This is a genomic window from uncultured Fretibacterium sp. (genome assembly GCF_963544685.1).
Taxonomy (GTDB): domain Bacteria; phylum Synergistota; class Synergistia; order Synergistales; family Aminobacteriaceae; genus CAJPSE01.
In genome coordinates, this window is the sequence record NZ_CAUUGJ010000066.1 from 1 (window position 1) to 13,177 (window position 13,177).

Below are 13,177 nucleotides of genomic sequence, written 5' to 3' on the forward strand. Positions count from 1 at the left end.
GGCCATGACGTTCTCCTGAACGTTGTCCAGGTCAACATCGGGAAGATTGTGATCGGCTCCCCCTCGGGGAATGGGCGCCGTACTCTCGATGACGGCCCGAGCTTTTTGGACAGTCTCCCTGTCGCCCCTGGCCTCGTCCCGCGCCCGCTCCGCGACAAGCTCGGCCACGATATGGCCCGCGTCCCGCGTCGCCCTGAAGAACTCCCGGGGGTTGCGCCTGATGCTCTGTGCCCATTGTTTCGTCGGCGCGTCCGGGTCCCGTTCGGCGGCTATGCCCACCTCGCGCAGGAGGGTTGAGGCCGCGATGCTGGCCCGCAAGGCCCTGAGCTCCGGGGTGTGAACCTCCGCAAGCCGATTCGCCCGTTCCTCGGAAAGCGTCCTGAAGGCATCCCGATACGCCTCCGGACTCCGCTTCGAAGGCGTTCCGGCACTGGCCCTCCGGAGAATGCCGTCGGCCTTCTCGAAGTCCGGGGAAAGGGGCTCGAACGGGAGCCTGACGCTCAGCTGCTGGACATTGAAGACTCTGTAGCCGTAAACCCTCAACGTGCCGTCCCGGCCCTTCTCCCAGTGCTCCAGGCTTACGCCCCGCTCCCCGGCCCGGACGTCGAGATCCTGCGACCGGGCGTCCCTGTACGTTATCCAGCGGGGGTCCGAAAACCCCTCGGCACCCATCCGCTCCAGGAGGTACATGGCGTTCAGGCCCGTGTACTGCCGGTCCGAGACCGCACTCCTGGGAGCCGTGGAGGGCAGTCCGGGCCGGGCCCACGGGACAATACCGCTCTCGAGCGCACGAACCACCGAAGCCGCGAAAGCCTCCCTCTTCTCCTCGGTCCTACCGCTCATCCGTATCCCTCCTCCACAGCTCGACAAAGGTCCCGTCCGGCTCCTCGACGCTTTCGGCCTCGAGCCGTTCGAGAACGTCGGTCGGTTCCGGGGCACACAGGAACTCCAGCACTTCCTCCGTCGCACTGCCCTTTCGAATCATGATCCATCCTCCTTTTCAGCGGCAGCAAACCTCTTTTTCCGCTTTTTCCGCGGAACCTCTCCTCTCGACCGCCGCGACCCGGCCCGTCCTGTCGTAGACGATCCGGAGCCTGGCGGAACTCTCTTCGCCCTCGGCCTCGAGCCCGTTCAGGAGGCTCCTGTCATGGATGATCCCCATCGTCGGCGCAATCCTCTGAACGACGTGCGTCTCGGAAATCCCGATGATGTCCCCGACATACCGCCTCCCCGGAACGGCATCGGTCACAAGGCTCTTTCCTCCTCCAAGGCACCGTTTGGCCGCATCGATCAGGGCCGCCTTCGGATCGCCGCCCTTCCCCTTGTCCATGCTGAGAAGCACATTGAGCTCGCTCAACCGGGCGGTCTTCTCCTGAAGTTCCCGGGCATGGGGGAACTCCTTTCCCAGCTCCTCCTTCGCAGCCCGTACCTGTTCGTGAAGGCTTTCCAGCTTCTCGCGCGCCTCGTCAAGGCGCTTGGGGATGCCCTCGACGGCGTTCTCGATGCGCGTCAGGTTGCCCGTCGCGCTCTCGCCCAGCTCCACATTGTGCGTGGCCGTGCCAGTCAAATTCAGATAGACCTTGTTGAAGTGGGGATCGTAGTGAAAGCTCATCCTGAAACCTCGATACTCCCCAATCGTCCCCTGATTCTTTCCCAACGCCTGGGCTGCGGCCAGCAACGCCTCTCCCGCCTCCTGCTTCCTCGGCTTCCCCTCGGCGTCCAGCCCGTAGATCTTGCCCAGGATCGTGATGGAGAAGTCCTGCTCCCGCGTCCTCTCCGCCGTGGCCGCGTCCTTTTCGAGCGACTGGATTTTCTGCTCCGTCTGGGCGATGACACAAGGAAAACTCTTCCGCAGCCTGTCCTCCAGCGCAAAACGCTGATTGTTGAAGCTCGCCTCCATCAGCTTCAGCTTCGCCACATCGACGTCGAGCTCCATCTTTTCTTTGATACGTGGATCCCCGATGCAGAGCGCCTTCACCTCGGCGTAGCTCAGGACCGACTCGTCCACGTCCTCGCAGCTCCGCAGCGGCGTCCGGCTCGTCATCACCTGGCTGATGAACTTCTGCTTGTTCTCGATGGTCTGGTACAGATAGGCATCGAACGTGTTCTCCGTGACGTACCGGTAGATGTTCACCTCCGGGTTCCGGTTCCCCTGCCGAACGATGCGCCCGGCACGCTGTTCGAGGTCCGCCGGCCGCCATGGGCAGTCCAGGTCATGCATGGCGATAAGCCGGTCCTGGACGTTCGTCCCCGCCCCCATCTTCTGTGTGGAGCCCATCAGCACCCGGACGGCCCCGCTGCGCACCTTCGCGAAGAGCTGGTCCTTCTTCTTCTCCGTGTCGGCGTCGTGGATGAACGCGATCTCCTCCTCCGGCACGCCCCGGGCGATCAGCTTTTTCCTGAGGTCGTCATAGACGTTGAAGCTCTTGTCCTTGCCCGGCGTCGAGAAGTCGCAGAAGACGAGCTGCGTCAGCCTCTCTTCCCTTGTGTCATTCCATATTTTGAAGACGTTCTCCATGCAGGCGTTGACCTTGCTGTTCGGGTCGTCCGGCAGCAGGGGGTTGATCAGCCGCTGATCCAGCCCGATCTTCCGCCCGTCCGAGGTGATCTTAAGCATGTTGTCCTCCGTCGGCTCCACCTGCTTGTTGTGGACCTTGCTTGCCCGTTCGGAGAGTGCCTGGACCAGCTCCTTCTGGTGTTCGCTCGGCTGGACCGCAACGGTATGGAAGTTCGCTTTCGGGCGCGGGAGGTTCAGGGTGTCCGCCGTTTTGATGTCCGCGACCTCCTTGAAGGTGGCCATCAGTTCCGGCAGGTTGAAGAACCTGGCGAAGCGCGTCTTTGCCCGGAACCCCGTCCCCTCCGGGGCCAGCTCCAGCGCCGTAACGGTCTCCCCAAACGTCGATGCCCAGGCGTCGAAGTGCTGGAGCCCCATCTCCTGCAGCTTGTCGTGCTGAAGATACCGCTGCATGGTGTAGAGCTCCGTCATGCTGTTCGAGACGGGTGTCCCCGTGGCAAAGACGATGCCCTTGCTGCCCGTCAACTCGTCCATGTAGCGGCACTTCATGTACATGTCGCTGGACTTCTGTGCCTCGGTCTGCGATATCCCGGCGACGTTCTGCATCTTCGTGTAGAGAAACAGGTTTTTGTAATTGTGGGCTTCATCCACAAAAAGCCGGTCCACGCCCAGTTCTTCGAAGACGATGACGTCGTCCTTCCGGTGGGTGGCCTGGAGCTTTTCCAGCTTCACCTCGAGGTCTTTTTTGCTCTTTTCCATCTGCTTGATTGTCCAGCGCTCGCCCCGTTCCTCCTTCAGCTCCTCGATGCCCCGGGTGATCTCCTCGATCTGCTCCTCGATGAACCGGGCCTGCCGCTCCGGGGAGAGCGGTATCTTCTCGAACTGGCTGTGTCCGATGACGATGGCGTCGTAGTCGCCGGTGGCGATGCGAGCGCAGAACTTCTTACGGTTCTTCGTCTCGAAGTCCTTCTTCGTGGCGACCAGGACGTTTGCCCCCGGATAGAGCCGCAGCGTCTCCGTGGCCATCTGCTCCGTCAGGTGGTTCGGAACGACGAAGAGGCTCTTGTGCGACAGCCCCAGGCGCTTTCCCTCCATCGCAGCGGCAACCATCTCGTAGGTCTTTCCAGCCCCCACCTCGTGCGCCAGCAAGGTATTTCCGCCGTAGAGGATGCGCGCAATGGCGTTCTTCTGGTGTTCCCGCAGGGCGATCTCCGGGTTGATGCCCCCGAACCGGAGATGTCCCCCGTCGTACTCCCGCGCACGGGTGGCGTTGAAGCGCCTGTTGTACTCCTCGACGAGGGCCTCCCGGCGCTCCGGCTCTTTGAAAATCCATTCCCTGAACCTCTCCTTTATCTCGTCCTGCTTCTGCTGCGCCAGGGCCGTGGCCTCCGGATCCAGGACAGTGCGCGTCTGGCCGTTCTCCTCCACCAGGGTATGGACCTTGACGGTCTTCAGGTTGAGCGTCTCCTCGATGATCTTGTAGGCGTTCATGTCCCGCGTGCCGTAGGTCGTGTTCGCCCGGACGTTCCCGACGTCTTTCGTCTTGTTCGAGATGTTCCAGGTGGAAGTCGTTGGCGAATAGGAAATCTTGATGCCGGACGCCATGTAGGGCGGGGGTTGCAAAAGCTCGAACAGGAACGCCTGGACGTACTTCGGGTCTACCCACGTCGCCCCGAGGCGCACGTCGATCTCCGCGGCGCTCAGCGGCTTGGGCTGCGCTTCCTCGAGCGCCTTCACGTTGCTGCCGAAGAGCTCCGGCTCCCGTTCGGCATAGCGCCGCGCCGTCTCCAGCTTTTCGCGAACGTTGCCTGACAGGTATTCGTCCGCCGTCTGGTAGACCGCTCTTCCGGTCTCCGGCTCCACCCGGTCCGGCACACGGAATATCGCGCCTCGGAGCTCCCGCTCCAGCTCCTCCTCCGTGCGGCCCGTGAGCGACGCCATGTAATCCATGTCCACCCGGGCCTTCTCGGAGACGGACAGCAGCAGGGCTTCCTGTGGCGTATCGGCGGAGGTCGGGACAACGTTCTGCCGGATCGTCCGCTTCGTAAACATGTCCGACTTCCCGACAAAGCGGCGATCCTCGTCCAGGATCTCCAGCCCGCACAACAGGTAGTAGGAACTGTCCTCGTCGAAGGCGCGGGCGCTCGCCGCATCATTGATGCGACTGTGCCGCCGGACGAAGCGGTCGTAGGCTTGACCAAGGTCCTTCTGGAGGACCTGCAGGTCCTCGTCGGACACCCCGTCCATCTGGGCGTCGATAACGGCGCGGCAGAGATCCCGCAGCCCCACCATATCCTTAGCGCGCTTCATGGAGGTCCGGGGAAGGTCCGGCTTGTACATGACGGAGTTCTCTCTATAGTACAGCTCCCCATCCACCAGAGTGTAGCTGTAATTGCGGACCGATGGGTCGGCGGGAATCGTCTTCTCGTACTGCTTCCGTATCTCCTGCTCGCGGGCCGTTATCTTCCCCTGGATGTTCCCCATCGCTTCGTGGAGCTGCTCGGCGAGGTCGGCGCCCTCGATGGGGTTGCAGGTCGTCTCCCTCTCGTTGCCGTACATCGAGGAGTCGAAGGCCATCGTCCCCAACACCATCTCGGGGTGTTGGAGGAAGTAGTTGTTGACCGGAACGCCTTCGGGATTGTTGAAGGCGTGCAGCCATTCGGGCTGGATGTCGTCGATGATGTGGTCCCGCTTCTGGAGGAAAAGGATGTCGGTCGTGACCTCGGTCCCAGCATTGGCTTTGAAGGCGGTGTTGGGAAGCCGGACGGCCCCCAGGAGCTCAGCTCGTTGCGCGATGTACTGCCGGACCGAGGGGTTGGCTTTGTCCAGGGTCCCCTTGGAGGTCACGAACGCCACGACGCCGCCCGGCCGCACCTGGTCGAGCGTCTTGGCGAAGAAGTAGTCGTGGATCATGAAGCCGTGCTTGTCGTATTTCGGATCCGCGACCCGATAGGCCCCGAAAGGAACGTTCCCGACGGCCGCGTCGAAGAAGTTGTCCGGAAAGCGGGTTCGCTCGTAGCCATCGACGGTGATGTCCGCCTCCTGGTAGAGTTGTCGGGCAATACGGCCCGTGATACCGTCCAGCTCCACCCCGTAGAGCTTCGCTCCCGCCATACTCTCCGGCACGAGGCCGAAGAAGTTTCCCGTGCCGCAGGCAGGCTCCAGGATGTTGCCGGAGGTGAGGCCCATCCGCTCCAGGGTGCCATAGATCGCCTTGACGACGGTGGGTGACGTGTAGTGCGCGTTGAGGGTAGAGGCGCGGGCCGAGGCATACTCCTCGTCGCTCAGAAGCCCCTTGAGTTCCGCATACTCTTTGCTCCACGCCTCATTGCGCTCGTCGAACGCCTGGGGCAGCCCGCCCCAGCCGACGTACTGCGCCAGGACCTCTTGCTCCTCGGAGGTGGCCAGCCTGCCCTTCTCCTCGATGCGCCGCAGAGTGCGGATCGCCTCCACGTTGCGGGCATACTTCGTCTTTGCGCCACCAGTGCCTAGAACATCGTCCGTTATGCGGTAGTTGACGCGCGGCTGTTCCGGGACCTTGGGCTTTTCCTCCGATACCTTTGGAGCTTCCAGCTCTGGTTCCGACTCAAGGGCCTGGGGAGCCTGGGACGTCGTCGGACGTTCCGGCTTCCCTGGAAGAGTTCTCGGATACAGCGTCTCGGAAAGGCGTTTACGAAACTCCGGATCGTCCGCAAAGCTGCGGTACAGATCGGGGTCCTCTTCGAGAAAGTCGAGCATGATCTGAGGCAGGACGAAATCGAACTCCGTCCGTACAGCCCGTGCGTCGTCAGACATGTTTCTCAAAACGTTGCCGTATGCGGCATTTTGCAGGAGACGCTCCCGGATGAGCTGGAGCGTCTCCTCGGACGGAAGCCTTGGAGCGGGAGGCTCGGCGAAATCCAGGGTCAGCTGTACACCACGGTCCGCGTGACGATCTCCTCGGCCTCCGCCTCCAGGGCGTTCATGTGCTGCACCCAGCCCATCGGGTCGTTCGCCTTGTTCGGCGGCGGGTCGTTCCGCTGCAGCTCCTCCATGAGCGACCGCTTCATCTCCTGCGCCCGGTCCTGAACCTCCAGGCAGTGGACCAGAAAGTCCTCGCCCAGCTCCAGGACCGTCCGGGCCTTCCATTCCTCCAGATACTTCTTCCGCATCCGGCCGTACCTGGTCAGCCCGCGCTCCGGAGGTGTCGGCGTCCTCATGCTGTAGGGCATCCAGATGTCCAGGACCTTCAGGTAGATCATCCCGTTTTCCCTGTCCCGCATCAGAGACCCCTCCGGCAGGTCCAGCGTCTCCTCGAAGGTCAGGTCCTCTTCGTTGTAAATCGTCAGCTCCTCCTCGTCCTTCGCCTCCAGCTCCGCGACGACCCGCTCCTCCTCCCGATTCAGCTCCTCGTCCGTCATGCCGTTCGCCAACGACGCCCACGGCGGCAGCTCGTTCCGGTTCAGATCCACGCTCGACACCCCTTTCCCTGTCCCTTGTCCTGACAATCCGCTCCACCCTGTCCAGCACTTCCCGGCTCAGGCGGTTGACGGTATTCCCCAGTTCTATCATCGAGGCTTCGTCCAGTCCCGTCACCGCGCTGAAGTTCAAGCCCTCGGCCTCTCTGGGATCCAGCCCGCACCGCACCAGGAGATACCAGGCCATGCAGCTATAGACCAACTCTTTAGAATTTTCTCTATTTACTACATCACTATTGTACAGGGCAAAACGATTTTTTTCAAGGTCCTCGGACATGTTTTTTGCCATGCCCTGAAGAAGGTGGGACAGGCCGAGGGGATTGGTCTCAATGCCGCAGCTCGCAGCCAGGAGCTCTGCTGTGTTCCGGGCCTCTTCCGGACGGACCCGCCAGATGTAGGGAGGCGCGTCGTTCTCGTGCCCTCTGGCGGGGTGCGTATCGCCCACGTCGAAGACATGCTGCAGGGCCTCTCCATCCAGCAGCTTGATGCTTTTCTGTCCCTTGTTGACCCATCGGCGGAAGCGCTTGTTCCACAGGTCCATTTTGGCGCAGGCTGTGGCCTCCGGGCGCTGCTTGTAGATGAGGAGCTGGTCCTGAAAGGCATACTTGTGGTTCCGAGCTGCGCAGGTCAGAAACGCCGCCCAGGCTTCCTCGCTTGTTCGAACCTCTTGTTTGACTTCGTCGAATTTCCGTATTGTCTCCCGAAGCGTCGTCTCCGCCATGTTCAGCGCTCCTGTTCCCGCTCAGGATTACGGCGTCCCCGTTCCCGGGCCGGGGCCGTCCGGCCCTCCACGCGAAGGAAATACGCCCGGTACGGCTCGGCCTTGCCGAGCTGGATCGTACCCCTCGGGCCGAAGACGAAGTTTTCCGCCGTCTCCCGGGCATACCGCTCCCAGTTTCGGTAACGGTATTTCGCCGCGAACTCCCCGGCCGTCATGTTCCTGCGGCGCATCTCGGGCCCGTTTCGCTCCAGCGCCGACCGGACCTGACCGGCCGTATGACCCGTCACCCGCATCCGGATCCCTATCATCCCGTCCACCTGCGAGTAGTCCATCGCACCGCCGAAACGACCGGCGATGTCCTCGTAATGCCTCCAATACGCCCCGTCAGGGTCGCACGCCTCGCACTCCGTACCCCCGAGCAGCTCCCGGACCTTCCTCATCGCCGCAGCCGCCCTCACGCGCCGCATCTCATTCCCGACGGCCTCCAGCTCCGAAAGCGCTTTTTCGCACAAGCCTCCCTCCGCCTCGACCAGGCGCGTCGGAGGGTAGCTCCCATCCTCACGGCGGTGTTGGGGCTTGAAGTTGCCGAACGGCGGCAGCCGATGGGCATGGACGGCACCCGAGAGCTTCGGGTCCCCATAACGCTCGTTCAGGAGCTTCGTCAGCCTGTTGGCCGCCTCTCGCTCCATTTCGGGGTCGTCCCCCGACTTCGGCACGGTCAGGAGGGCCTGAAAGCTGCCCGGAGAGGATTCGACGACACAGGCGGGGCGGTAGCCGTCTTCCTTGAGCTGCTTCAGTTTTTCCGAGGTCAGATCGTCGACCAGGATGTGGTGTTTGTCCCGGCTCAGGGGCACGACGTTGATGTTCTTCCGGTTTCGGGCGTACCGCTCCAGCAGCCACAGCCTGTCCCGAACCTCCTCCGCCGTTCTGCCGTCCAGCCCGCCCTTGTCCCGATCCAGGATGAACGCACGGGTCCCGTCCTCACGGAACTCCGTCACGACGATACGGAAGCGCTCGGCCCCGACGGCCTCGGCATAGCGCCCGAAGATCTCCGTCTTTGCCCGAAGTCCGCCGCCCTCTTCCCGGTTCATCCTTCTTTCCTCCTCGACCGCCTTCCCCAGGTCCGGATTGGAGATCTTCAGCCCGTGCCGGGCGGCCACCCTCACGCAGAGCCTGCGGTATTCCTCGTCCGTCCCGTTGATCCGGACGCTTCCCCATTTCTGGCAGGCCAGCTGCATGGCCGCAAGGATCGCGGCCTCGTCGCGGTCGTTCTTCAGCACGATCCGACGCCCGCAGTCGATGAAATCCGCATGGCCCGGACGGCGGCAGTAGGCGACGGCAAACGCGGACCTCACGGCAGCGTAGCCCCGGATATCGGCGGACCGGGGGCCCTCCGGAGCGTTTTTTCGTTCTCCCGTCAGGACCGCCCGGCCGGGGTATCGGTAGTGCAGGAACGGCTCCCCGTCATCCAGCACCTCGAGCCACCGCCGGAAGCCGGGGAAACGCCCCCTGAAGCCAAAACGTTCCCGGAGCTCGGCCGTTTGCCGGCGGTGCTCGTCCCTCAGGTCCAGCTTCTCGGCCAGGTGCCGTGCCGCCAGAAGGCTGCGCCGCTGGTTCAGTTCCCTCCCTCTGCCCCTCCAGCTGCCGTCCCTCCACAGAGACTCGCGCTCCGCCCTCTGCGCCCGCCACAGCCTCTCGCGCTCCTGCCTCTGGAATGCCCTCAGCTCCCGGAGCCTCCTGCTCCGCTCCTCCATACAGCGGCGTCTCTGCTGTACGTAAGCCCGCCAGGAGCGCTCCACCTCCGGCTCCCCGGCGATTCGGTCCGCAGGGCGTTCCCGAAGCTCCGCCGGCTCCCCGTCGTACTCCCGGAACTCGCCCAGACGAGCGACCAGCCGCGAGAAACTGCATGTGCGGTCCGCCTGCGACATCTTGACGAACGCATCCCCGATCCGCAGGACCGCCCCGCTTCCCTTTCGCTCGAACCGTATTCCCTTCATGGCCAGCCGCTCGTGCAGCTCCGCCCAGCTCACGGCCCTCAGGAGGATGGGGGCAGCCGTCTCCCTGGCGATGCGCTCCGCGCTCTTCGTTCCGGTGTGCGCCTCGATGTCGCGCGCCTTCTGAGACATCCCAGGGATTTTTCTCTCCTTCTTCTCGACGATGTCGCCCTCCGGCGTGACGAAACAGCGCCCGGATTCCTCGACCTCCCAGCCCTGCGCCAGCTCTATCCTCCGTGCTGCCCGTTCGAGGGCCTTGTACGTCCAGTTTCCGGCGGGTTGAATGGCCCGCCCGGTCTCCGGGTCGATGCGGTTCACCGCAACGTGGACGTGGAGGTTCCGCGTATCGCCCTGCAGTGCCCAGAGGGCCTGGCAGTCCCCGAGGTCCAGTTCGCTCAGGGCGATCTTCACGGCCTCGTCGGCCTGTTCACTTGTGGGTATTTCCATCTCGCGCCAGGAGAGGATGAAGTGGAAGGCCGGGTCCTTGCATCGGACGTTTTCCGTCGCAAGCGCCTCCATCTCCACGAAGGCCGTGTCGGGGGAGGAGAGGTTCTGCATCCCCACATGGAGCACGCTCCCGGCCCCGTGCCCCGTGACGCCCAGGCAGTAGTCCGTGAGGGTCTTGAAGCTCGTCCTGCCGTCCCGCCGCTTCGGGGGAACCTTGGCGATCACCGGGCCACCCTCCTCTCCAGTTCTCGTGCGCAGGCCGTCAGCGCTCCTATCGCCTCGGCGGTTCTGGCGCTGTACGTTCCACGCGTCTCGTTGTGGATGTGCTTCAGGAGCCCGCCCAGCCGGCGCAGCTCCGCGAGCACCCGCAGGTCCGTCTTCGGCACCACGCGCCGTCCGAAGAGGCGCCGGCGCAGGTACTCCGACAGCGAGAGCGCCGCGGCGTCGGCCTGCTCCGACGCGTCCGCGTATTCCCGCTCCGTCAGTCTGGCGTAGATGCGCCTCGGGCGCCGCTGTTTTTCCTGTGTCATGTCGTCTCGCCGCACTCCCTCCGCACTCCGGCGGGAGTGCGGGGCCGAAAAGGGGTTGCAAGGGGACGAGTCCCCTTGCCGCCGTCCGGGGCGCGGAGCCCCGGCAAGCAGGGCGCGAGAGAAGGACGTCCGTCCGCCGATTGCGCCGGTGCGCTTGACCGGCAAGCCACGCCAGTGGATTTGTCGGACAAGCGCCTGCTTGTCCCGCGCTTTATTTCGTGGTGGAGTGTATCAGGGGTAGATTGAAGGTAAACCCTTATAAGGGCCTCGTTCAGGCGTCACAAAGACCTCATGGACACACGAAAGCCCCGCCCGGGCTTCGTAAAGGCTTCGGGAAAGGTCGGCAGGCCTCGTGAAGGTCTCGCATATCCTTCACAGGACCTCGTAAAGGGCCGCATTGTCAATTCGTGAGAAAACGGCTGCTATCTTGACGCCAGACATCCTGGGGAGAGGTGAAACCATGGAGGACAAGGAAGAGAAGGCTCTACAAAGCGCCCTGGCCGAGATTCGCTCCCGGCCTCCGGTGGGTCGTCGCCGACGGCCCCACGATTTCAGCTCCGTCGTCAGAACTCTGTTCCGCGAGATCTCCGAACTTAGAGAGGAGGGATACACCATGATCTCCATCTTCGAAAAACTGGCCGAACATGGTTTCTTCGGGGAGACCAAGGACCCGAAACATTTCCGACAGGCCTTCAATCGCGAAAGGGAGCGGCGGAGAAAGCTCGGCGACATACGGAAGGGAAAAACGATCATCCGGGGCAACACCGTGCCGCCCGAGCCGGGCGGAAATGCCCGCGCGGACCTCGGGCCATCAGGAGTGCGCAGAAACAGCGACGGGACTTTTGATTTCGACTGAAAGGAAAAGGAAAAGGGGAAGGGGAAGGGGAAAGGCTATGAAAGACACCATTTTTTACGTCGGCGGGTCCAAAGGCGGGGTGGGCAAGAGCATCGTCGCCCTGACCCTGGTTCAGTTCCTCATCGACCGCTACGGCGACGCCAAGACCGTCCACGTCATCGAGACCGACGAGAGCAATCCGGACGTGGGGCGCGTCTACCGAGGGAAAGTCCCCGTGACCTCCATTCTGCTGGACGAAAAGGAGAACGGGTGGATAACCATGGCCACACTCATGGAGAAATCGGCCGACACCCTGTTCGTCATCAACAGTGCTGCGCGCAGCAACCTGGGCATCGCAAAAAATGGGGCAAACTTCTCGGCCGTGCTGGAGAGCGGCGGCATTCCCTACGACCTCGTGTCCTTTTGGCCGATGAACCGCCAGAAGGATTCCGTGCTCCTCCTCGAGGACTTTCTGAGGGCCATGACGTTCGGCTCCGTCTTCCCCATCCGCAACACCTATTTCGGCAGCCCGGAGCAATTCTCCCTCTTTGACAGGCTCTACGAGGAAAGCGGTCTGTTGCGCTCACGCATCGCCCGACATCAGATCCTGGACTTCCCCGAGCTGGCCGACGTCATCGCCGACGACTTCTACACGGGAGGGAAGACGATACCCGAGACGATCCGGGAGCTCGGGGTCTTCGCGGCCCAGAGTTTCCGGAGCTGGAGGAACGCCGTGAACCGCCTTTACGAAGGGACCGGGCTGTTCCCCGAAGCGCCTCCGGTCCTTCTCCCCGACGCTCCGGCTCCGAAGAGGGGCAAGGCGGAAAAGGAGCAGGGGTAGATGCCCAGCTTCAACGAGATCCTGAACGTCACCTCCGAGCGGGTTCTCAAACGCCCCCTGAACGACGAGGAGCGCCGCGAGATCCTCGAGCTGGCCGGCGTCCTCGGCATGAAGGAGGTGCAGGAGTACCTCTACATGATCCTCACCTTCAAGTTTTACGAGGACCGCCTCGGCGAGAAGCTGGAGCGCATGACGCAGGTATCCGAACACATTAGGGACGTACTGCAGGAGGGAACGGAAAAAATTCTGAAGGCGGCGGCCGAGGATATCGCCAGGAACATGGGGCGCCGCATCTCGGAGGAGGCTTTGAAAGCGACCGGGGCGCTGCGGGATTACCACGAGACTCGAGGCAGAATCCTCACGGTCTCCCTTTCGGGACTGCTGATGTCCCTGGGGTTCTGGCTCGGAACGTTTCAGGGAGGGGCATGGAGCGCGCCGAGACGGGGCATCGTCTCGGCGCTGCTGAACCTTCCGGCAGGATGGGCGCTGCTCCTGAGCATGGCAAGCTGCTCTTTCCTGTGGTATGTCGACAATGGGGAGGAGCTGAGGCGTTCCTGGAAGCATAGAATCCTTCTGGCTCTCCAGGTCGCCTGTACCATGGGGCTGCTGTGGATGATGGCACAATAGAAAAGCTGCCCAAATGACGGAGGAGGCTCAGGGTCTTTCGGCCTCCTCCGTTTTCGATCAGGAATCCGACCGAGCCTGCAATTCCTTCAGCCGCTCCGTGGAAAAACCGGTCACCCTGGAGACCAGAAGAATGTCGACATTCTCTTTCAGCATCGCCACAGCCGTCTTCTCCACGCCGGCTTCCATCCCGGCTTCCATCCCGGCTTCCAT

9 protein-coding genes are annotated in these 13,177 nt (G+C 62.9%); 3 read left to right on the plus strand and 6 right to left on the minus strand.

What is annotated here, in order from left to right; genetic code table 11:
• From ABLA28_RS07320 to ABLA28_RS07345, 6 genes are all read right to left on the minus strand, one after another.
• Nucleotides 1–843, minus strand: an 843-nt coding sequence (locus ABLA28_RS07320) for an ArdC-like ssDNA-binding domain-containing protein (RefSeq protein ID WP_347713110.1), incomplete at its 3' end; no start/stop codon positions are given.
• Nucleotides 833–985, minus strand: a complete 153-nt coding sequence (locus ABLA28_RS07325; RefSeq protein ID WP_347713111.1) for a hypothetical protein — start codon at nt 983–985, stop codon at nt 833–835. The genes ABLA28_RS07325 and ABLA28_RS07320, both read right to left, overlap by 11 nt.
• A 15-nt stretch (nt 986–1,000) precedes the next feature.
• Nucleotides 1,001–6,310 carry an N-6 DNA methylase gene (locus ABLA28_RS07330; RefSeq protein ID WP_347713117.1) on the minus strand — a complete coding sequence of 1,770 codons (5,310 nt, stop codon included), beginning with the start codon at nt 6,308–6,310 and terminating at the stop codon, nt 1,001–1,003.
• A gap of 110 nt (nt 6,311–6,420) precedes the next feature.
• Nucleotides 6,421–6,966: a TnpV protein gene (locus ABLA28_RS07335; RefSeq protein WP_347713112.1), complete on the minus strand. Its 546-nt coding sequence runs from the start codon at nt 6,964–6,966 to the stop codon at nt 6,421–6,423.
• Between the two features lie 729 nt (nt 6,967–7,695).
• Nucleotides 7,696–10,359, minus strand: coding sequence for a TraI/MobA(P) family conjugative relaxase (gene traI, locus ABLA28_RS07340; protein WP_347713113.1), 2,664 nt, complete (start codon nt 10,357–10,359; stop codon nt 7,696–7,698).
• A complete protein-coding gene (locus ABLA28_RS07345) occupies nt 10,356–10,664 on the minus strand; it encodes a MobB mobilization protein (protein ID WP_158612291.1) in 309 nt (102 codons plus the stop codon). Before ABLA28_RS07345 ends, traI begins: the two co-directional genes overlap by 4 nt.
• A gap of 460 nt (nt 10,665–11,124) precedes the next feature.
• Here ABLA28_RS07345 and ABLA28_RS07350 point away from each other — a divergent pair, with 460 nt between their 5' ends.
• Genes ABLA28_RS07350 through ABLA28_RS07360 form a run of 3 tightly spaced genes read left to right on the plus strand, consistent with a single transcriptional unit; the run spans nt 11,125 to nt 12,967 of the window.
• Nucleotides 11,125–11,520: a hypothetical protein gene (locus tag ABLA28_RS07350; protein ID WP_347713114.1), complete on the plus strand. Its 396-nt coding sequence runs from the start codon at nt 11,125–11,127 to the stop codon at nt 11,518–11,520.
• Nucleotides 11,521–11,557: 37 nt separating this feature from the next.
• On the plus strand, nt 11,558–12,340 hold the full coding sequence (locus ABLA28_RS07355) for a transposase (protein ID WP_347713115.1): 783 nt from the start codon (nt 11,558–11,560) through the stop codon (nt 12,338–12,340).
• Nucleotides 12,341–12,967: a hypothetical protein gene (locus ABLA28_RS07360; RefSeq protein ID WP_347713116.1), complete on the plus strand. Its 627-nt coding sequence runs from the start codon at nt 12,341–12,343 to the stop codon at nt 12,965–12,967. It begins immediately after the preceding gene.
• Nucleotides 12,968–13,177: the final 210 nt, after the last annotated feature.

Bases quoted from the DNA above. Each gene is read 5' to 3' on its own strand.
- ABLA28_RS07355 (WP_347713115.1), top strand. From the start codon at position 11,558: ATGAAAGACACCATTTTTTACGTCGGCGGGTCCAAAGGCGGGGTGGGC.
- ABLA28_RS07360 (WP_347713116.1), top strand. From the start codon at position 12,341: ATGCCCAGCTTCAACGAGATCCTGAACGTCACCTCCGAGCGGGTTCTC.
- ABLA28_RS07345 (WP_158612291.1), bottom strand. From the start codon at position 10,664: ATGACACAGGAAAAACAGCGGCGCCCGAGGCGCATCTACGCCAGACTG.
- ABLA28_RS07350 (WP_347713114.1), top strand. From the start codon at position 11,125: ATGGAGGACAAGGAAGAGAAGGCTCTACAAAGCGCCCTGGCCGAGATT.
- ABLA28_RS07325 (WP_347713111.1), bottom strand. From the start codon at position 985: ATGATTCGAAAGGGCAGTGCGACGGAGGAAGTGCTGGAGTTCCTGTGT.
- ABLA28_RS07330 (WP_347713117.1), bottom strand. From the start codon at position 6,310: ATGTCTGACGACGCACGGGCTGTACGGACGGAGTTCGATTTCGTCCTG.